The sequence below is a fragment of the Nostoc sp. NMS7 genome (assembly GCF_017115085.1).
Taxonomy (GTDB): Bacteria; Cyanobacteriota; Cyanobacteriia; order Cyanobacteriales; family Nostocaceae; genus Nostoc.
On the sequence record NZ_JABXKJ010000169.1, the window covers coordinates 1 to 19,722 of the forward strand.

The window sequence follows — 19,722 nt, forward strand, 5'->3', positions numbered from 1 at the left end:
ATGTCAATAATTGCAATGCTTTTAGTAATTTTTTAATACAATTTTTAATATCCTTTTGAATTTGTAACTAATAATTTAGCATAACAAGTACTGAAGAACCATCAAATCACAGTGCCAACCCAGTCAGTGGTTTGTTGAAAGTTTGCAAAAGCTTGATTTAATTCAGACTTTGTTCGAGTCAGCCCAATAGAGGGTATTAAGTGAAAGCCCGGTGCGATCGCTCAGATACAGCACTTCCGGCGGCTATGAGGTACATCCTCAAAACTGAAAGCTATGATAGGAGAGGGGCAAGAGGAAAATCGTATTGCATAATAGCCGGAAGCGCTGTATTCTTGGGTAAAATGCTTGCCCCAAGTCTCCTCAGATTCTGCTTGCTGTTTTGCAGCTTGAAATTGCTGCCACCCTTGAGGTGATAGGATCACCCCTCGAACCCGCCCATGAGAGGAACTACCGTTCCTAGATTTGGCCACATTGGAATCCATAGGCAAGTCACCACTAATAAAGGGCAGAGCGAGTCCTTTCCTACAGTTCTGCTAAAGCGCTACGGGTAACTTCGCTCTTTGCAGATAAATTAGTAAATTATTTCCCTTCTTACTGAAGACTATCAGGTTTAACCAAGTCATATCACTTCTCGTCACTATTTCACTGTCAAGATATGCCTATGGGAATAGGAAGATTAAATAGTATCTTAACTCAACGAACTGGAGTGGTCTAATTTGAATTAAAGTTGAAGAATGAAGAAAACAAGCCGCTGAACTGACTCGAACAAAGTCTGTAAATCAAGTAAGACTTTTGCAAATAATCAACAAATAAGTAAGGATTTTAGACTACAAAAATCATGTTTCAATTCGAGAAATAACTTAGTGCATTAGCACTTTTAACGATTACTTCGGTTGGTGGAACTATGTTAACCGTTGCAAATGTATTTGCTCAAACTCAACCATCAGGAGTTGTAAAAGATGTAACTCTGTGGGCTGCGGATTTAATTAAAGACCAAGGTTGCGTTTTACAACTTTGAAAACAGCATATTTAACCCTTCGGTCATCGTGGGATGAGTCAAAACGCCATCACGCAGAACGGTGTAAGGCATCTGAGCTTGCATCACCATCTGCACCGTCGAAATCACTTCTCCCGCTTCATGACACAACAGGGAACACCCTAAAATCCGACCTGTCTTGGTATCCACGATCGCCTTCATCAGTCCATCAGTTTGACCAAGAGTTTTTGCTCTAGGAATCGCTGAGGCATCCAGTTTTGCCACGCGGATGGCATACCCTTGTTGCTGTGCTTCGGTTTCGGTCAGACCCACATGAGCCAGTTCGGGATCAATGAACAGACAGGATGGAATCAAGCGATCGCACGTGCTGCGGTTGCCACCATCAATCAGATTCGCTTTGATAATTCGGTAATCGTCGAGCGAGACATGAGTATATTGCAGTCCTCCATTGATGTCGCCTAACGCCCAAATCCCCGGTATGTTTGTTTCCAGGCGATCGTTGACTACAATAAACCCGTGGTCATAAGTTACCACACCAGCAGCGGCTAAATTTAAGCTATCAGTGGTTGGCGCACGACCGATAGCGACGAGCAAATATGAACCTTGGAGGCTAAGGGAGCGATCCAGGGCGAACGCATCTTATTTACTAATAAAAACTAAAAAAGATTTGAAAATGACATAGATAATCCTAGAAGTTGCTACAATTATAAATAAAATAAATCCCTAAAACTTCAACAGTATAGATTAGCTTATCTTTTGAAAAATCACTATATATTAATATTAAAAAAACTCATTGAGCGGTGCAGAAAAGTATACTTTTACTCCAGAAAAGTGAAACTTTCACCTAAAAATTTAGTAAGGATTCAGGTCTAATATTGGGGAAGCAAAGAAGGGCGAGACAGATGACTATTAGAAGCAGCAATTAGAGCTTGTACAAAAAAATCAATCACAGATTGATCTTGAGGATGACAGGTTTGCACTACCGTCAACAAATTGGCAGTGTGTTGAAACCGCTCCATTGAACGGGAACCACCACTCACCTTACGTTTTGTCACAGCCAAACGTAGCGATCGTTCAGCCTGATTGTTATTAGGGGGGACTTCAGGATTTTCAAGAAAATACCACCATTGAGAAGCTTTATCCCGTAAAGAACGTAAAAGCTGGCCGGCTTTTGCTCCTGCCTTGTCAATCCACTGATTGAGCGTTTGTTGTAACTTAGATTTAAATTGATTTACCCAGTCGTTGTAACTGGTGGAGTCAAGAGTTTCAAACCATTGAGCGTAATTTTTAAAGGCTTCATCAATTAAATCAACAAAAACTTCCCCAATAGCCTGGTTGTGAAGACCTGGAAGTTGAATTAATTTTTTAAAGTGGCGGCGTGGATGAGCCAAACATTTCTGTTGGGCAAAAACTGGATAGCCATTGTAAACACTAAAATCGTCGGAAGAGATTACACCTTGATATTGAGTGCCTAAAATTGCTTCTAATTCTGCTCTAGAACGAGTATCAGCCGCAGTAAACAGGCAGAACTCAGAATTGGCAACTACCCACAGCCATTCTTTGACTCCTTTAACTGACCAAGGTGTTTCATCCACATGAATGTTAGGTTGTGTCTGTTTTACCCAACTACTTAACTCAATAATGCTCGGTTCAATCGCTTGAGTAACTCGTTCATTAGTTGCGACTAAAGTTCCTAATCCAATATCAACTTGTCCCAATTCCCACAGCATTTCCTGCTGTTTTTCATAGGGCATGTGTGCATAATTATTCACCCAACCCAAAAATGCCTGTAAAGACACTCCTAAATCTTGTCCAGGGATGATCTCTTGTGGCCAGGAGGCTGTTTGTACATTTCCACAGCACCCACATACGCACGTATAGCGTTGATACTCCACTATTTCAATAGGACGTTCCACTAATTGCGCTACAGACTGTTTTTCTACTTTTACTGCCTCATGACCAAATGCTTTTTGACCACAGTAAACACAATCCTCTGGACGTAAGATTTCATAACGATCTACTTTGCCAAAACCCTTACGAGTTCTCCCTGTATGTCCTGGCTGCCCACCTGGTTTTCTTTTTGGATGATTCGATTCAGATGGCGGTGCTTGTTTGTTTTCGGTCTTAAAGAGAATGTCACTAGATGGCGGTTTCGATGAGGTTTTGCTGTCTGAATCTCTGTTGGCTTTTAAACGTTCTACTTCAAGCTGTAGTTCTACAATTATTTTCTGTAACTCACGTATTACTTTGCTCTGCTCAATGATAATATCCACCAGTTCTTCTTTGGACAACTGGCTCAAACTTTCTCTGTCTACTTCTTGAGGCAGGTTTTGGTTCATAGAAGTGATACTCTTCCTCAAGTGTCACCTTTGTCAAGACTCTGCTACCTGAATCCTTACAAATCTTTGATAATTCTTAACTTGTTCTAAAACAGCATCTAAAGCAGCAGGTTGATTAGGAATTAATTTAAATGCTTCAAGCCATGTTTTTAAACCAAATCCCCTTTTCCGTTCTTCGGGTTTAACAATATAAATCCCAATAAAATTAAATTTATTACTATATCGCACTACAGAAATACAACTAATAGGTTGACCGTTTAATTCTCCAATTAAAAAACCGCCTGGGTCGGCACTATAAAAATTGTCAACATCATCAATGCCCAGATTCCAACCCTCAGAAGCAGCCCAACTTAAGGCAATTTTTAGATCATCTTTAGTCATGGAACGAACTCGAAAATTATCTTCTGTCATAGTTATTTTTTACTCCTATAAACCTGTCAGATTTATTGTGATGTAATATGAAGATGGAGCATAGAGTTGCGCGTATTCACCTTGATGGAGTTCGTAGTACGGCAAGCTCTCCAGAAAACTCAACAATCTTTGCCTGGTCTTTATGATGGTAATCCAAACCGAAAAACCCATCGCCCATCTGCTGAGAAAATGCTTCAGGCTTTTTGTAATTTAACTCTCTATTTCCTGACTGATTGTACCATTTTTATCACGCCTCTGTCTGACTGGAGTTTAGACTAAGCTATGCAAAATAGAACTCTTGCAAAAGTGTTTTGTGGTATTATAAAAGGTTTGACCAATTGCGAGCAGGACTTTGATTGACAGTGAAAATAGGAAAAGCCAAACAGCTGACTTCAAATAAATTTAAGCGTATGACAGGAGTAAGTCGTCGAACCTTTGAACTAATGGTTGGGGTAGTCAAAACTGATGAGCAAAAGAAAAAGAAACCAGGTCGTCGTCCTAAATTAATTATTGAAGACCAAGTTTTAATGGTTCTTCAATATTGGAGAGAATACCGCACTTATTCACTGAAACCAGATTTGCTGCTAATTTTTTAAAATTAGCGGTAAGCGTTCGCGGAGCGTCTCTAAGAGTTGCCATGCCTATTTTAATTGCCAAATCTCAAATTAAAATAACCAAAAATTGTACCACAAAATATTTATGCAATAATTCTTCTTGTTACGGATTTAGACTTGAAATATAACGAGTTTCTTTTTTCTCTACAATTTTTGTCCTGTACTTAGATTCTGTCCTTAACCAGTTTTTGCAACACAACCTTTAAATTGGTATAAGTTGTATGAGTTCTACTAAAACCTTCAAAAGGTAGAGGTCATCTTGAACAAGTTTTGCAACCATTTAATCAAAGGTAGAAGCAATCCAAGCTGAGATATAATCGAAACTCGACCAGGATAGAGCTAAACTTGAGAACCTCAATATACTTGACTAGAGAAATCATCATGAGTACTGCGATTGACAACTTCACTAAAAAGCTTTATGCCCGACGCGATGTGCCCAACAAAACGTTAATGTAAGTTTTGTCCACTCGTCAAGAGTCGTTCGTTGATTGCAGATGAGGATGAATCTGCTTATCCAGTTCAGGCGCATATTTCAACACCCATCGATTAATTGTGGCATGATCCACCTTAATGCCTCGCTCTCTCATCATTTCCTATTTTGTCTGGCTTTTATGTAGAGGCGCGACTAGCAGCAAAATTTCATTCTGATGCGATCACGAAACAGCGGAGATTTTTAACAGATACAATTGTTCTGACTACAAAGATGTACTTGAAGAATATGACCGCAACAGAACAAGCCGAACAACACCTCTGCGTCCGATCGCAGTTCCGACATGATATGTCAGCCTAATGATCTCACAATTGCTCAAGGCTACTATTCTATTAGAGTCTAAGAGGCAGGCGGTACAGGCAAATCTTAGCAATTAGTAAGTGTTGAGCAAAGGCACTTATTTCCGATTCAGATAGAACAGGTCATAAAGAGCGATAGAGAAAAAAGTAGCCCGTCAGCAACCAAAGAAATAAAACCGAAAGAGAAACGTCAGTGTGGGCGACCAAAAGGAAGTAAAAACAAGAATAAAACCCAGGTACTTCTCACATCTGAATTACTCAGAATTCAGAAGATGATTAAGTCGCTATTTAAGTTATTAGCTAAATTTATCACTCTTACTTAGTGTTAAATGGACACTTTACTAACAATAATGCTTTGCAGATGGTTCGGCAGTTTATTATGTCAAAAGTAAAAATTAAATATTTAAATACTTGTATTACGATTCAGAAATATCTGAATCAGCAACTTTTTAAAGAATCAACATTGTTAAATTTTTGAAAGGCTTGGCATGATTACAAAATTCGACAGAAGCTACAAAAAGCTGAGATAATGACACGATTAAGCTATTAAAAAAATCCTACAAATATGACACAATTATCCTATTAGAGGGATGTTTACAGTTAGAAAATGAGGTTAAATAATAGTAAATCAACCAAAAAATAAGTTTTTAACAGCAAAACTCAATCAGGAGAATAATTTATGTCTATCTCAAAAATACTGAAATCAATTATAAATGGGGCTATGCAAGTAATCTCCTATATTTTAGGTGCAGTCAGTAGAATTTTTGGACCTAGAGATGATGATTACCCAGCAACAGGAGTTCAACCTTTTGAAGGTGATATTGCTAATAATAAAGATGGGTATTGAGCGTACATAGGCATACTGAATTCGGAATATTCAAATAATCTTAGATGCGTTTGCACTGGAGCCTGACCTCCTTACACTGTACTTGGAGAAACTAATGAGACACTTTACCCTGTTTACTTTTCTGTATCTAGCAGCAGGAGTTTGCCTAACAGCGCTCGCACTTGGGCATCCTAACATCGCTCAAAACCTTAAAATAACCCTGCTAGTTAATGCTGGAGTGTTATACCTTGCCTCTGTCCTCAGTACCTTTCGATTTTGGCATCAAAGCGTACTACGGAACCAAGCAAGACTCCGCGATAAACCTGCTTGGCAACGGAATTTTATCACGATCGCACCAATGCTTATCATTGCATTGACCCTTGTTACAGACATCCCCGACCTGGTGAATCACAACTGGGCCACCGAGACGATCGCCGGAGCATCTGTAGGGCTACTGCTCATACTCGTAAGTGCAGAACAACTCTTTATTAGAAGCCAAATTCGGCAATAATCCTGATTACTAGACAGCCAGCACAGGTCGAGCGATAGGCTTTATGCTTAAGCTGCGCTTATCGCAATCAGGCGGGTACTTAGTCCTTCTTCTAGCAAAGACGCTGCGCTCCCGCTTGCTTGCCACTTGTGAGAGGTTAAAATAAAGCGCATTTTGTCAACAAGTTAATCGATATCATGACCATTGCCGTATGTGCGGTAATTTGTGGGGCAGATGGATGGGTAGCAATAGAAACTTATGGTTGTGCGAAGTATGAATGGTTACAAACATTTTTAGAGTTGCCAAATGGCATTCCGTCTCATGATACTTTTGCGCGAGTATTTGCACAAATAAATCCTCGACAGTTTTAAGAATGTTTTCTTTGTTGGATGAAATCAATACAGAAGATAACTGAAATTACCAAACAGTGTTAAGTTCGCAATACTTAATTTTGAACGAGTTTGGATAGCTGATGGGTCTACATTAGAAGCCTTATTCCGCTTTTCTATAAAGCCTAGAACACCTGAAAACAGGGTAACTAGCAGGGAAGATTTGTACGGTTATTGATTTGGTTAACGGGACTTAAACAAAACTGGAGATGAAAAAAGAGTATAATGCTTAACTAGCATAGCTTTCACATTAAAAAAAGCTCATGAAAGAAACTACCCCCGCAGCCATGCCCCAAGATGAGAAAGATGGTGTCAACGGTTTGATGATGTGTTTACTCATAAAGCTCAAAAAAGAGAGTTTAGGCATCCTCCACGGAGGATTATTGGGTGAAAGCGAGAGAAAAAATCTATTTTAGATTGCAGAAAACGCTATAGGGGTGAATTACTATCAATTACACCACTTTTTAACTGAAGCACCTTGGTCTGATTCCAAGATAAATGAACGGCGCTTAGAGGTTATGAACAAGTGTAGTCAAACCAGGATTAGTAGAGGATTTAGTTTAATAATTAAAGTTTGCCAACCGAGCAATGGAAAATACATTGTGTTCGCTTTGCCCCCAATTGTCCAATACAAAATCCAATTGAAGATATCTGGTTACAAGCCAAAACATGGGTTAAACGTTTTTGTACTTTGGTTCCAACATTTTCTCATTTAAAGTGGATGTTTGAGTGGTTTATTAGACACACTACCTTTGATTTCGACACTTTACAGATGTACGGAGCTTATTCAAAAATCAAATAGGATTCCTATACTCTGGCAATTGTTGGGCTTTACGGTCAACGCTGGGATGTTGAACTAGATTTAAGACATTTAAAAACTACCTTGGGTATGGATATTCTGCGATGTAAAACACCCTCAATGGTACGTAAAGAAATTTACGTTTTTTTGCTTGCTTATAATCTACTTCGGAGTTTGATGTGGGATGCCAGAACTACTTACACTACTCCTCCATTACGCCTATCGTTGCAAGGTACTCGCCACCATTTAATTAACTTTATTCCCTCTCTTATTAGCAGCAACTTCAACAAAATGCCTCCGAATTTATTGCACTTTGCTAAAAGTTATTGCTCACAAGGCTGTTCCTGAACGCCCAGGTCGCAGTGAACCACGAGTCCGTAAACGGCGTCCCAAAATTTACCCTTTAATGACCAAACCCCGGCATGAATTACGAAACCAATTGCAAATTGCTTGAACCACAAGGGTTTCGGCTTTTCTTAGTGCCATTCGTGCCATTCCATCATGATCCAATTAGCACAATACAAGGTTTGGTTAATCAACATCAGGAACTCCTGTCTATGCTTGAGTTTTAAGCTCTTAAATACTGATTAGACAGCCAGGGCACCAGACCGTGGTGGTCTTACCAGTCAAACATCGATAATCAAATACGAGTCCTACATATTGATTAATTCAAAAAGACTGAACCATTTCGTTCAATTCTCATAGCACTTCTGCCTTGAGCCGCATTGGTTGCTTCCTTAAATCTAACTTCTAAGCTTCCTGGCTCTGAAGAAGTAGTTTGTGGAGTCACTATCAACTGTCCGCCATCTTCTCGTTGAAATGTCACCGTTACTGGTGCCCTTAGACCTTGCAATGTTACATCAGACTTACCTTGTAGCGATCGCGGTCCAGTATCGCCAATCACTTGGAAAGTTACATTAGCCGCAGTGTCATTTACCAACCTGACATCAAATTTACCATTAGTCAGTGCGATCGTTGCGCTAGGGGCTTGCCGTGGTGGTTGTGGTTGGTCGCTGGAAACTGCACCTGGTTCTGAAGCTTGATCGCTAACACCCAATCTTGTTTGCTCTGGTGATGAATTAGTAGGGGCGGGAAGAAGCTCTTGAGCATCTAGTCTTAGTGTTAGCGCATTAGGAGGACATCCCGGCGGCACCACAACCTGACTATTATGTGGTTCTTCGTAGAAAATACTAGGGCAGGGGTTAATTTTGGGAGGAGATTGTTGTGCTAATGCTGGAGAAATTGCTGGCGCACTAATCAGTAATCCTCCAAAAATAGCACTAAATAGTTGAGCAAACTTGCGAAAATTTTGAGACTTCATATTCTTTTTTGACTCCTAGAAAACTTCAATTTTTTTCTTAGATGAATGATTTTTCAAGCAGTAGATTAAATTAGGGATTATTATTCGTTGAATACATTTAAAATGTAACAACCCATTCGATTTTTCGTATCTAGCTAAGGAAGCGGAAATAATCTGAAAAAATAAATATATTTCATTCTTAAGACTGAAAATCTCAATGACAAGTTCTTAGAATCCTCCGACTTGAGTCGTAGGGTGGATGTCAAGCTAATTAGATACTTACTAAATAAGCCGTCGAACTTACGTTGATTTATATCGTCGGCGCTGGCGTATTGAAGATGCTTTTCACACGGTAAAACGCTTGTTGGGACTATCTTATTTATGGACTAATTCTATTAATGGTATCAAATTGCAGGTGTGGGCTACTTAATTATTTTATTTAATTTTTTTTAGCTCATATCATACAACTTATACTCTACTAAACCGCTTGCTCAAACATGATTTCAACTACTCAAATGTCATACTAAAAATAATTAGCAAATTATATACAACCAAGTGAAATAAATAGCTGATATTTAATGCCGCCGTTACCTCATAGGCTTTGAAAATGACAAATTTATTAACGAGTCAAAATCAAAACCCATTTCCCAAAGGATCAGATAAAGAACTGGCATATTATGCCCTACGGAATGCGGTAGAAAAAATCTGTCAAAATGAGTACCAAGCCGAATGGGAAAGCTACAAAAAACGGCATGGAAAGAAAGCCAATAAAGATAGATTTCACAACCTTACTCGCCCTGTACCGCCAGAAATAGTGAATGAACTAATAAAGATGATGGACGACTTAGGGAGAAATAAAGTCTCTCCCGAACAGGTGATGGCAACTCTGTTGCATAACTACGATATTAATGAGGCAAGATTTCCTAAATAACGAGGGAATCTAGAAGTGCGATCGCCTGTCTATCACCACACGCGATCGCACTTCCCACTCATCAACCCCGTGAAATTCCTGATTTTATAAGTTCGTTCCCAAAACAGGGAAACATACACCACTTCCAGAGGTGTACTCAAAACTTTTGGACAAAAATTCCGCGTTGTTCAACCTTTAAAACTAGCTAAATTGAAGTCAGAACACATAAAGTTCTGACTCCTAAATAAGATTCGGTACTGGTATCAAGAACTAGTGTCATTTCCATTCCCTCCCATGCCTTGAGAAATTGCTCCACCAGAGGGTAATAGAAAGTTTCGGCATTAATTTTCGGGTTATGGAGAAAGTAGTTTAATCTTTCCATGTGGCTGCGAGCTTCACAATCTCGATGACTCAAATAAGGCAACCAGTTGCTTAAACAGGCGCTTTGAGCTTGTAAAATCGCTGCTATGTTTTCGCAAAATACTTGGAGATGGCGTTTATCCATTGACTTAATTGGGCTTGTACTTGACGATACAGCGCTTCCGGCTATTATGCAATACAGTTTTTCTCCTTGCCCTCTCCTATCAAAGCTTTCAGATTTGAGAATGGACCTCATAGCTGCCGGAAGTGCTGTATAGATGGGGTACTTGCATGGTATGACTTTTTGTGTGGAAACTTGAGCATCTCATGCTGTGCCCCTTCCTGTCACCTCTGTCTGTTTTTATGACAATGAATTAAGAGATTACCAGCATAAATGGATAAAAGATATCTGGAAATCTTGGCAATTAGGTAATAGGATAGGTAAGAATTCAGTATCCAGGAGCGGAGCCAGAGATGCTCTGCCTCCGGTCAGAAGTCAGAAATTATATCTCCGGATGATTCTTTAACTATTAACCCAAATTGCTAGTTATTGATTCAGGCAACGCGCTTTCTTGCCCAATTCAGCATAGAGCCAAAAATTTCGGATGTTTTTCTTTCCCCTCCTTTTCATCAACGTTCATAGTGACCGCGAATCCATACTCGATGGTGATTTCTTCTCTCCCAATGTCCAGGAATCCACCTGTGATGATGATGCCCACCAATATCGATTACTAATGCTGATGCTTGTTTTGGCATGGCAGCAATAAATAGTGGTAATGCAACTAATAGACCTGCAAGCATCCGTTTCATAACTAATTTTCCTTTGTTGAACTATTGGAGATTAAGTCAGTTAAATTGTTTGTGAGTTATTTTTCAGCAATTTAACTGATTTCTAAATTGAGACTGCTGCTTTTTTCAAAAGGTTTAATTTAGTGTATAGGCTAGTACCGCAAGGCGGAGTTCAAAATTCAAACAGGTATACAGCGTAAGCATTTCATTGATTTTGGATCGGTGGTTTATTTACGCCGTGTTGTACGTGTTCTATTAGTGAAACTCGTTTCATCGGGACTGGCTTCTGCCTTATAAAGCTATTTCTTCTTCTTTGTGGGTAATAATCGTGCAATCTGAGGTTGGATGAGCAACACAAATTAGTACATAGCCTTGAGCGATCTGCTCATCGTCTAAATAAGACTGTTCTGACTGATCAACGGAACCATCAACCAACTTTCCAGTACAAGTCGAGCAGACTCCCTGACGACAGGAATAGGGTAACTCCATCCCCTCAATTTCAGCAGTTGAGAGAATATATTCATCTTCGGGAACATTTACCGTTTGGTTAATTCCTTCTTCTTGATTCATAAATTGAATTTTCTATGTCGTCGTCATAATTGTAGACCTCGTTATGAAAGTAATACTCTTCAATTGTTGCGGAATCAACACCAGATATTGTCAGAGATTGGAATCAGCAAATACCAATGGCTTTTAGAAGTAAGTCTAACTTGATGATTTCGGCTTTTTCTCTCCCATAAGTTCAGGAAATACTGCTAATTTATTCTTCTGAGAGAGAGATTTTATAAAGTGTAACAACCAGACGTTTGAAATCAAGTATATACAAGAGTTTGATGGATAGTTGAATTGTATAAGTTGATTAACGATGCAGATAAAACCTAGCCAGATTAATTTTAATTAACCAACAAAGCGATCGCCATTCCCTCTCCTGAAATTACTTTTGTTGCCCTGATGATTTTTCAGGAGAAAGCAGAAGAGAAAATATTTAGTTCTTGAAGCCTGTTTCGCAGATATAACCCAAGTTGCTAGTTACTCTTATAAGCGATCGCTTTCGGACGATAATTGATAATTATTTACATTAGTTAACAATAAACTTATGGGTTAACTGATAAAATTTACTTAACTTTGTAGGTTAAATACTGAGCCTCGGCAAGGGGATGGGAAATTGTTCTGGGGTGGATTGGGGTGGGTGCGATTGGCTCTGCCACTGCCCCTTGGGCAATCGCTGTTCTAGCGGTCTGCTGATGGTAGAATAAGTCTAAAATTAAGAATATTCATAATGTTACATAAATTTCTCTTAGCAGAACGTGACGAAATTCTCGCCTTGTGTTCAAAAAAGATCGCGCGTCTTGCTGATTCCATGAGTTCGAGCGACGAAATGGAAAGAGGATTACCTGTGTTCTACGATGAACTCATTGAGGTATTACGTGGTGATGCTGATATAGATGAATCTAGGGAACCAGATAACAATTCTATAGAAAGTCTTCACAAAGCCTCCGCAGAGCGTCGGGGGAAAGAGTCGTTAAAACTTGGCTACAGCATTTCTCAGGTTGTTCATGGCTACGGCGCTATTTGTCAAGCTATCACTGAGTATATTCAGGAGAATACTAATCAAACAACATCCCCTCGTGAATTCAATCGATTAAATTTCTGCCTCGATATCGCTATCGCTGAAGCGGTTACAGAGTTTAATCGAGGTCAGCGCGAGAATGCAGAGCGGGATGAGGTTCTACGTCTGGGATTTCTAGCACATGAGTTGCGAAATGCGTTGACCTCTGCTAGTTTAGCTTCCCAACTTATAATCACAGGGAAAGTCGGAGCCAATGGAAGTACATCTCGTATTCTTGAAAATGCCCATAGGCGTATGAGAGAAATTATTGATCGTTCACTTGTTGAGGTGCGACTGCGGAACGAATCAACCGGACAATATAAGAGATGTCGAGTTATTCACCTAGTTAGTGAAGTTGAGGCTACTGCATGGTTTGAAGCAAGTGCGAAATCAATTAAGGTGTGTGTTGAGGTAGCGCCGGAATTGGAGGTTTTAATAGATCGTCACCTAATAATATCTGCCTTATCGAATCTGGTTCAAAATGCCATTAAGTTCACCAAGCAGGGTGGGATTGTATGGATACGCGGTAACGCTGTAGGTGGGCGTGTTTTGCTTGAAATAGAGGATCAATGTGGAGGACTCCCGCCTGGTGAGGTGGAAGAACTTTTTAAGCCTTTTTCTCAGATGGCAACAGATAAATCTGGATTGGGGATTGGGCTTACAATTTCACGACGTGCCGTATCGTTAAACAAAGGTCTACTCTCAGTTCGGGATATCCCCCATCAAGGATGTGTCTTCTCAATTGATTTACCCAAAGCCTCCTCCCCTCTCCCCACTACATAATCCTCTAACTCCATCTTCGCTGCGCTCACTTATGTAAACTCCAACTATTTTTCTAGTCTTTTTATCCAAAGCTAAAAATAAATAATTTTAGTTATTAAATCTCTATTATCACTACATATTTACCACTACCAAAATGTTTAGAATTGCTAAAAATAAACTATATGTTAGTATTTCCAAAGCATAACGGCAACCAAGGTTAGGACTCAACTATTTAACATTGAGATTAAGTATTGCTCCAAGTTTCAAATGTATAAAATAAGTTAGTAGTGTTTGAGTTGATGACAAAAATTAATATATGTAACAGGATCTCACTAGAGCTAGAGTATTTTTTCTTAATTGTGTATATCCTTAACCAAGGAGAGAGTGATTACCACAGAAAAAACTCTAGGATGAAAGATGTTAATAAAAGTTTGAGTGCTTGATTTTAGGATCAAGTTTACTTCCTATGGTCAAGCGATCGCTCGAAGCATCACTCACTGGGATTCAAGAGGCTAAAAGAGCGTTTGTTCGCAAGGGGTGGACACAAGACAATCTAGCAGCAGAAGTCAACCTCAAGACTAGACAACCAATTTGGCGGTTTTTCAGTGGTCGTCCAGTTGAGCGTCATACCTTTATTGAAATTTGTTTGATTTTAGAACTGAATTGGCGGGAGATTGCGACTAATCCTCCAGCAGAATTCTTGTCACGAGAAGAATACGCCCAGCCTCTTGCGTCGGATATTGATAAGTTAGTGCAGAAAGTGCGATCGCAACGCTTTGACAAAATTCAAGACCAGTGTGGTATTTTGCAATTATTGGATATCGGCCGTCCAGTTGCGATCGATGACATATATATAGATGTGAATATTTTGGAGTCAATTGCCAGTCTTCAGTGGTTAGAGATCACTGATCTGCAAAACCTTGATCCCAAAGAATTTGACCGTTTTGGCTTAGGTGAAGTTGACGAGAAACAAATACCTGGTACAGAGGCAGTTGAAACTTACTCCAAAATTAGGGTACTAGGTAAACCAGGAGTAGGTAAAACCACCTTTTTGCAACATCTTGCCATTCAATGTAACCAAAGCGCATTTGCGGCAAATCAAGTACCAGTCTTGATCACACTGAGAAACTTTGCCCAAGAGTCTAAGATTACCAACGAGTTCAGCCTATTAAACTACATCCGCCAGGAATTTATCACATCTGGAATTTCCGATCCCTCAGTCATCGAAACCTTGCTGAATGAAGGTAGGGTATTACTGTTGCTTGATGGCATGGATGAAGTTCTTAACCAACAAAGCAATGCTGTCTTAAACGAAATTCGGAGGTTTTCAGAGAAGTATCACAAAAATCGGTTCGTGGCGACCTGTCGAACAGCAGCTCAAAAACTCAGACTCCGAGGCTTTACCGATGTTGAAATTGCCCCATTTACCTTAGAACAAATCCGAGCTTTCGCTCAAAAATGGTTTGTGGCCTTTACCAAGACCAACCAAAAAGATGGTCTTGCCCACTCCGTTAAGTTTATTCAGAAGTTGGAATTAGATGAAAATTGGCAATTTCGCCAACTCGTCGTCACACCTCTATTTTTGCATCTTGCCTGTTGGGTGTTTCACGGTAAAGAAAAATTTCCGACTAAGCGGACTGACTTTTATAAAGAAGGTTTAGACCTTCTATTAGGCAAATGGGATGAAGCCAGAGGCGTTGAACGGGATGACGTTTACCGAGGGTTTTTATTATCACAAAAGCTCAAGTTATTCAGTCAAATTGCCGCAGCGACATTTGAGCAGGGTCAGTACTTTTTTGAGCAACGCATCGTTGAGCAATACATTGGTGACTATATTGACAATCTAAGCAACGTGCCAATGGATGCAGAAGAACTGCAAATAGAAAGCGAAGCAGCGCTGAAGTCAATCGAGGCTCAACATGGGCTACTGGCAGAACGGGCGCGGGGAATTTTTTCCTTTTCCTATCTAGCATTTCAAGAATATTTCACAGCGAGGAAAATCGTTGCCAGCCATAACTTAGAGGCATTTGGGCAAGCGCTATCCGGTCTAGTCAGTCATATCACCGACCCCCACTGGCGCGAAATCTTCTTGTTTACCGCCACCATGCTCAAGAGTGCAGACTCTCTAGTACTGTTGATGAAGCAAGAGATTGATACACTGGTTGCCCAAGACGCTTATTTACAAGAGTTTTTGACCTGGGCCAGCCAAAAATCTCGCAGTATTCCCATCCAATCCAAAGATGCGACAGTTCGAGCATTTTACCTAGCCTTGAGTCGGACTCCTCACATAGCTTCTCACTTTGCCTTAGCCAGCAGCCTCGACCAGGGGATGTTTCTGGATGCGGCATTAGATGACCTGCTGGTGGAGTGTGCAATTGATGGGAGCCAGGACTTTGCCCACATCCACGCCTGCGGAGATGCTATGAGCAACATTCTGGGTATTGTTCTGGATGTTGGACTCCATAAATCCCTGCAACAACTCTCTGACCAATTGCCAAATTCTCATCAAAGTCAACAACGGTTTGAGTTATGGTCGCAAACGAACTATTCAGCTTGGGCTGAACAGGTAAAGATGACGGTGATTAATTATCGCAATATTAACCACGAGTGGCAGTTTAGCTCTGAGCAACAGCAAGTGCTGCAACGCTACTATGATGCCAATCAACTACTACTCGATTGCCTGCATAGCAATTGTGAAGTAACATTTGCTATCAGGCAGGAAATTCAAGCCACCTTATTGTTGCCGATAAAGGAACTTGAGGATAGGGAATGGCAATAATTCTTTTGGTTAATTCTTGAAAGAGGTTTGGATTGTAAAAATCATCTTGAATAAGTTTTGTGTCGTAGTTAATCAACTAATTCACAAAATCAAACAACACTAAATCATAGTACAGGAGCTAGGCTAATACGAAAATTCCGAACATTTATATCTTCAAAAGAAAAAGAAATTCCAGCGATCGCTTTTACTGGCAATTCTGAGGGACCTTGCGTCTGTAGATCCAAAAACCTTTGGTGAAGCAGTTAGTAACAGAAACAGCAAAACTGCACGGCGTAAATAAACCACCCATTCCAAATCAATAAAACGCTTACGCTGTATTCATTTTGAATTTTGCTAGCGCAGCGTAAAGCCTTCTCTTTCAGAGACGCTAACGCGAACGGCATGGCAACTCTTAGAGAGGCTGCACCAACGCTTAGAGCGAGTCTGCGTACTCTTTCAGAGAAGCAAGCTACGCTTTTAGCGTCTGTCTGCGACACGCTGCGCGAACGTAGAGAGCGTCATTTTGAATTTTGAATTCCGCCTTGCGGTACTAGGTTCTTAGGTATATCCATATTTCTTGATGAACCAAGTTTTCACAAATTGAGTCAATACACAATAGCAAGTTAGGATTAAAGCTAACCAAAGAAAATAAACGGCTGGCAAACGAACAAACCCCAAACTAGCTCCAATTGGAGAAAATGGCAGATACATTCCGACTCCCATCACAGTGGCGGTGATCAACAGCATGGGCAAAGAAGCCCGACTCTGGAAAAAAGGGACTTTAGCCGTGCGAATCACATGGACAATCAGCGTTTGAGTCATCAGACTTTCGACAAACCAACCTGTTTGGAACAAAGCTTGATTCTCTACAGAAGTCGCCCCAAATACAAACCACATCAGGGCGTAGGTGGAATAGTCGAAAATGGAGCTAACTGGGCCAATGAAGATCATAAAGCGCCGGATATTATCAACTTTCCATTTCGGCGGCTTGATTAGGGCTTCTTGATCCACATCATCGAATGGGATGCCCGTTTGCGAAAAGTCGTAGAGGAGATTATTTATTAATATCTGCACTGGCTGCATCGGTAAAAATGGCAGAATCGCACTCGCACCCAAGACGCTAAACATATTCCCAAAGTTAGAGCTAGTGCCCATTCTGATATATTTGATGATATTGGCAAAAGTCTTGCGACCTTCGATTACCCCAGATTCCAGGACTAACAAGTTTTTTTCTAACAAAATAATGTCTGCCGACTCTTTGGCAATATCAACTGCCGTATCAACTGAGATGCCCACATCAGCCTCCCGCAGAGCAGCTGCATCATTGATGCCATCTCCCATGTATCCGACAACGTTGCCTTTTTTTCGCAGCACCTGTATAACTTTGGCTTTTTGAGTGGGAGAGAATTTCGCAAAAATAGTTGTGGTTGCAGCAGATGAAGCTAATTCATCATCTGATAAAGATTCAATATCGCTACCTAATAAAACATTTTGGACAGGCAAGCCAACATCTTTGCAGATTTTACGAGTAATGATTTCATTATCCCCGGTGATAATTTTTATCTCAACTCCATTGCGTTTAAGTGCTTTAATTGCTTGGGCTACGGAATCTTTAGGCGGATCGAGAAACGCAATATTGCCCAACAGAACCAAATCACTCTCATCGGGAATGCCGTAATGCGATTGATCGGTTGGCATGACTTTGTATGCCACTGCAACTACCCGTAACCCTTCAGAGTTTAGTTTTTGTTGTAAATCGGCAACCTTGGTGCGGACTGACTCATCCATTGGCAAAACCTTGTCATCAACTTTGAGTTGGGTGCAGACTTTTAGAACTTCTTCAACTGCACCTTTGCAAATCAGGATATGCTGTTTTCCCATTTCTTCAACGACAACAGACATCCGACGACGCACAAAGTCAAAGGGAATTTCATCAAATTTCTGGTAGTTTTTCTCAATGTCTAAAGATTCAAGTTCTTGATTGTGAGCGAGAACGGCGACATCTAATAAATTTTTTAAGCCAGTCTGGTAAAAGCTATTGAGATAAGCATATTTGAGAACATCTGTACTCTCTTGACCGTAGGGATTTAAGTGTCTCTGCAAGACGATTTTATCTTGAGTTAGTGTACCTGTTTTGTCAGTACACAAAATATTCATAGAGCCAAAATCTTGAATTGCATCAATGTTTTTGACAATCACTTTTTTGTTAGACATGGTAATTGCCCCCTTGGCCAAATTGGCCGTGACAATCACAGGTAACATTTCTGGAGCCAATCCCACAGCAACAGATAAACCAAATGTGAATGCCTCGATCCAATTGCCTTTAACCACCCCATTGATCAAAAAGACTAGTGGAGCCATGATCAGCATAAAGCGCAACAGCAGCATAGTCACGCCATTCACGCCTTTGTCAAAGCTCGTTCGTGGTTTGCGTCCACTAACGGTTTTAGCCAGTGATGCTAAATAAGTATGACTACCCGTTTCGGCGACAACGGCTGTTCCAGAACCACTGACTACGGTAGTGCCCATGAAACAGAGATTAACTAGCTCCAGTGGGTTTTTCTCATTGTGATCTGGGAGTTCTGGGTGTTTTTCAGTGGGTAGAGACTCTCCGGTGAGGGTTGACTGACTGAGGAATAAATCTTTGGTAGCAATCAGCCTCACGTCAGCTGGAATCATATCTCCGGCTGAAAGAAAGATGACATCACCAGGCACCAGCAACTTTACGGCAATTTCCTTTCCTGCTGTTATTCCCTTCTCTTTTTTCGGTGCGGCACCCAAGCGACTCACTGTTGCCGTTGCACTCACCATTTCCCGCAGCTTTTCGGCGGCTTTGTTCGACTGAAATTCTTGTGAAAAGCGCAGCAACCCACCGAAAATCACCATCGCAAAAATGATCAAGGCGGCTGTCGGACTCCCAGTTAACAGTGAAATCGTCGCTATAACAATGAGTAAAAGCGAGAGGGGATTAGTCACCGTTTTCAGCAGTTGGATATACCACGCGATCGGTTTTTCACGGGCGATCTCATTCAGCCCAGATTTTCCTAATCTCTGCTTGGCTTCAGTCTCAGTCAGCCCCTCCAGGGAAGTGTCGAATAAGTGTAGAACTCCATCTACATCATGTTGAGCGATATCGATGAGCGCGTTGGATGCATCTCCAGATGAGCTAGATCCCGTTTTAGGCTTTTTGGATGAATTGGGAGACTGGCTTAAGGTCTTCATAAGGTAAGCTCCAAAACGTGGAGAGTTGGGGATTCATCGGTTTGATTTTTTAGGTTTAATCAACTGATTTGCGTTAAATCTTTTTGCTGCCTTTTTGCTAACGCGACTCGGCAAAGTGGTGTCGAATCTTCACCGCGATCTGACGCTCCGTCATCTTGTCAACTGTTTCAATACCTACGATGCTTCCACTGAGGTTATTTCCTTCAAGACGTTTTTTCAGTTCATCCTTTGCCTCGCCTGGGCCAAATATCAAAATAGACTCTGCATCACGAATACTCGCAATGACCGCATCATAAGCTAATCGGCATTGAAGTTGCATGATCAAGGTGGGCAAGATGCCCACCCCATAAGAATTTGA

General features: G+C 40.7%; 16 protein-coding genes and 8 pseudogenes. 13 read left to right on the forward strand and 11 right to left on the reverse strand.

What is annotated here, in order from left to right:
- Positions 1–221: 221 nt before the first annotated feature.
- The 4 genes from HWQ38_RS18120 to HWQ38_RS18135 all read right to left on the reverse strand — a co-directional run bounded on the left by HWQ38_RS18120 (position 222) and on the right by HWQ38_RS18135 (position 3,747).
- Positions 222–482: a hypothetical protein gene (locus tag HWQ38_RS18120; RefSeq protein WP_292796007.1), complete on the reverse strand. Its 261-nt coding sequence runs from the start codon at positions 480–482 to the stop codon at positions 222–224.
- A gap of 524 nt (positions 483–1,006) precedes the next feature.
- Positions 1,007–1,624 (reverse strand): FAD-dependent oxidoreductase, encoded by a 618-nt coding sequence (locus tag HWQ38_RS18125; RefSeq protein ID WP_292796129.1) that lies wholly within the window; start codon positions 1,622–1,624, stop codon positions 1,007–1,009.
- 242 nt (positions 1,625–1,866) lie between these two features.
- The gene (locus HWQ38_RS18130) at positions 1,867–3,336 is read right to left on the reverse strand and encodes an IS66 family transposase (RefSeq protein WP_292796010.1); all 1,470 of its coding nucleotides are present in this window, start codon (positions 3,334–3,336) and stop codon (positions 1,867–1,869) included.
- A 33-nt stretch (positions 3,337–3,369) separates the two neighbouring features.
- Entirely contained in the window at positions 3,370–3,747 is a 378-nt protein-coding gene (locus tag HWQ38_RS18135; RefSeq protein ID WP_292796013.1) for a GNAT family N-acetyltransferase, read from the reverse strand.
- 66 nt (positions 3,748–3,813) lie between these two features.
- On the opposite strand from HWQ38_RS18135, the gene HWQ38_RS18140 reads away from it, so the two are divergent.
- Together HWQ38_RS18140 and HWQ38_RS18145 are read left to right on the forward strand one after the other, a co-directional pair.
- On the forward strand, positions 3,814–4,026 hold the full coding sequence (locus HWQ38_RS18140) for a hypothetical protein (RefSeq protein WP_292796016.1): 213 nt from the start codon (positions 3,814–3,816) through the stop codon (positions 4,024–4,026).
- 83 nt (positions 4,027–4,109) lie between these two features.
- Positions 4,110–4,307, forward strand: a pseudogene (locus HWQ38_RS18145) (IS5/IS1182 family transposase); the annotation flags it as partial.
- A gap of 527 nt (positions 4,308–4,834) precedes the next feature.
- On the opposite strand, the pseudogene HWQ38_RS18150 reads toward HWQ38_RS18145, so the two are convergent.
- Positions 4,835–4,954 (reverse strand): annotated as a pseudogene (locus HWQ38_RS18150) (IS6 family transposase); the annotation flags it as partial.
- 270 nt (positions 4,955–5,224) lie between these two features.
- On the opposite strand from HWQ38_RS18150, the pseudogene HWQ38_RS18155 reads away from it, so the two are divergent.
- The 7 genes and pseudogenes from HWQ38_RS18155 to HWQ38_RS18185 form a co-directional block, all read left to right on the forward strand.
- Positions 5,225–5,523, forward strand: a pseudogene (locus tag HWQ38_RS18155) (transposase); the annotation flags it as partial.
- A 306-nt stretch (positions 5,524–5,829) separates the two neighbouring features.
- Positions 5,830–5,997, forward strand: coding sequence for a hypothetical protein (locus tag HWQ38_RS18160; protein WP_292796019.1), 168 nt, complete (start codon positions 5,830–5,832; stop codon positions 5,995–5,997).
- A gap of 94 nt (positions 5,998–6,091) precedes the next feature.
- Entirely contained in the window at positions 6,092–6,487 is a 396-nt protein-coding gene (locus tag HWQ38_RS18165) for a hypothetical protein (protein ID WP_292796022.1), read from the forward strand.
- Between the two features lie 158 nt (positions 6,488–6,645).
- Positions 6,646–6,834: pseudogene (locus HWQ38_RS18170) on the forward strand (ISAs1 family transposase); the annotation flags it as partial.
- 284 nt (positions 6,835–7,118) lie between these two features.
- Positions 7,119–7,424: pseudogene (locus HWQ38_RS18175) on the forward strand (transposase); the annotation flags it as partial.
- Between the two features lie 2 nt (positions 7,425–7,426).
- A pseudogene (locus HWQ38_RS18180) lies at positions 7,427–7,657 on the forward strand (IS630 family transposase); the annotation flags it as partial.
- An 18-nt stretch (positions 7,658–7,675) separates the two neighbouring features.
- Positions 7,676–8,002, forward strand: coding sequence for a transposase (locus HWQ38_RS18185; RefSeq protein WP_292796132.1), 327 nt, complete (start codon positions 7,676–7,678; stop codon positions 8,000–8,002).
- A 316-nt stretch (positions 8,003–8,318) separates the two neighbouring features.
- On the opposite strand, the gene HWQ38_RS18190 is transcribed toward HWQ38_RS18185, so the two are convergent.
- Complete coding sequence (locus HWQ38_RS18190) at positions 8,319–8,975, reverse strand: hypothetical protein (RefSeq protein ID WP_292796025.1); 657 nt, start codon at positions 8,973–8,975, stop codon at positions 8,319–8,321.
- Between the two features lie 265 nt (positions 8,976–9,240).
- On the opposite strand from HWQ38_RS18190, the pseudogene HWQ38_RS18195 reads away from it, so the two are divergent.
- Together HWQ38_RS18195 and HWQ38_RS18200 are read left to right on the forward strand one after the other, a co-directional pair.
- Positions 9,241–9,381: pseudogene (locus HWQ38_RS18195) on the forward strand (transposase); the annotation flags it as partial.
- A 180-nt stretch (positions 9,382–9,561) separates the two neighbouring features.
- On the forward strand, positions 9,562–9,885 hold the full coding sequence (locus tag HWQ38_RS18200; RefSeq protein WP_292796028.1) for a hypothetical protein: 324 nt from the start codon (positions 9,562–9,564) through the stop codon (positions 9,883–9,885).
- A 235-nt stretch (positions 9,886–10,120) separates the two neighbouring features.
- On the opposite strand, the pseudogene HWQ38_RS18205 reads toward HWQ38_RS18200, so the two are convergent.
- The 3 genes and pseudogenes from HWQ38_RS18205 to HWQ38_RS18215 all read right to left on the reverse strand — a co-directional run.
- Positions 10,121–10,401 (reverse strand): annotated as a pseudogene (locus HWQ38_RS18205) (IS4 family transposase); the annotation flags it as partial.
- 453 nt (positions 10,402–10,854) lie between these two features.
- Positions 10,855–11,034, reverse strand: coding sequence for a hypothetical protein (locus tag HWQ38_RS18210; protein WP_292796030.1), 180 nt, complete (start codon positions 11,032–11,034; stop codon positions 10,855–10,857).
- A gap of 270 nt (positions 11,035–11,304) precedes the next feature.
- Positions 11,305–11,583, reverse strand: a complete 279-nt coding sequence (locus HWQ38_RS18215) for a 2Fe-2S iron-sulfur cluster-binding protein (protein ID WP_292796033.1) — start codon at positions 11,581–11,583, stop codon at positions 11,305–11,307.
- 709 nt (positions 11,584–12,292) lie between these two features.
- Between HWQ38_RS18215 and HWQ38_RS18220 the strand changes: the two genes are divergently transcribed.
- On the forward strand, positions 12,293–13,405 hold the full coding sequence (locus HWQ38_RS18220; protein ID WP_292796035.1) for a HAMP domain-containing sensor histidine kinase: 1,113 nt from the start codon (positions 12,293–12,295) through the stop codon (positions 13,403–13,405).
- 445 nt (positions 13,406–13,850) lie between these two features.
- Entirely contained in the window at positions 13,851–16,163 is a 2,313-nt protein-coding gene (locus HWQ38_RS18225) for an NACHT domain-containing NTPase (RefSeq protein ID WP_366933317.1), read from the forward strand.
- A gap of 537 nt (positions 16,164–16,700) precedes the next feature.
- Here HWQ38_RS18225 and mgtA read toward each other — a convergent pair.
- Together mgtA and HWQ38_RS18235 are read right to left on the reverse strand one after the other, a co-directional pair.
- Positions 16,701–19,364, reverse strand: coding sequence for a magnesium-translocating P-type ATPase (mgtA, locus tag HWQ38_RS18230; protein ID WP_292796039.1), 2,664 nt, complete (start codon positions 19,362–19,364; stop codon positions 16,701–16,703).
- Between the two features lie 97 nt (positions 19,365–19,461).
- The gene (locus tag HWQ38_RS18235) at positions 19,462–19,698 is read right to left on the reverse strand and encodes a hypothetical protein (protein ID WP_292796041.1); all 237 of its coding nucleotides are present in this window, start codon (positions 19,696–19,698) and stop codon (positions 19,462–19,464) included.
- Between the last annotated feature and the right edge of the window lie 24 nt (positions 19,699–19,722).

Excerpts from the sequence above, each read along its gene's own strand:
- HWQ38_RS18120 (WP_292796007.1), bottom strand. The coding sequence starts at position 482 with ATGGATTCCAATGTGGCCAAATCTAGGAACGGTAGTTCCTCTCATGGG.
- HWQ38_RS18130 (WP_292796010.1), bottom strand. The coding sequence starts at position 3,336 with ATGAACCAAAACCTGCCTCAAGAAGTAGACAGAGAAAGTTTGAGCCAG.
- HWQ38_RS18135 (WP_292796013.1), bottom strand. The coding sequence starts at position 3,747 with ATGACAGAAGATAATTTTCGAGTTCGTTCCATGACTAAAGATGATCTA.
- HWQ38_RS18160 (WP_292796019.1), top strand. The coding sequence starts at position 5,830 with ATGTCTATCTCAAAAATACTGAAATCAATTATAAATGGGGCTATGCAA.
- HWQ38_RS18165 (WP_292796022.1), top strand. The coding sequence starts at position 6,092 with ATGAGACACTTTACCCTGTTTACTTTTCTGTATCTAGCAGCAGGAGTT.
- HWQ38_RS18190 (WP_292796025.1), bottom strand. The coding sequence starts at position 8,975 with ATGAAGTCTCAAAATTTTCGCAAGTTTGCTCAACTATTTAGTGCTATT.
- HWQ38_RS18200 (WP_292796028.1), top strand. The coding sequence starts at position 9,562 with ATGACAAATTTATTAACGAGTCAAAATCAAAACCCATTTCCCAAAGGA.
- HWQ38_RS18210 (WP_292796030.1), bottom strand. The coding sequence starts at position 11,034 with ATGAAACGGATGCTTGCAGGTCTATTAGTTGCATTACCACTATTTATT.
- HWQ38_RS18215 (WP_292796033.1), bottom strand. The coding sequence starts at position 11,583 with ATGAATCAAGAAGAAGGAATTAACCAAACGGTAAATGTTCCCGAAGAT.
- HWQ38_RS18220 (WP_292796035.1), top strand. The coding sequence starts at position 12,293 with ATGTTACATAAATTTCTCTTAGCAGAACGTGACGAAATTCTCGCCTTG.
- HWQ38_RS18225 (WP_366933317.1), top strand. The coding sequence starts at position 13,851 with ATGGTCAAGCGATCGCTCGAAGCATCACTCACTGGGATTCAAGAGGCT.
- mgtA (WP_292796039.1), bottom strand. The coding sequence starts at position 19,364 with ATGAAGACCTTAAGCCAGTCTCCCAATTCATCCAAAAAGCCTAAAACG.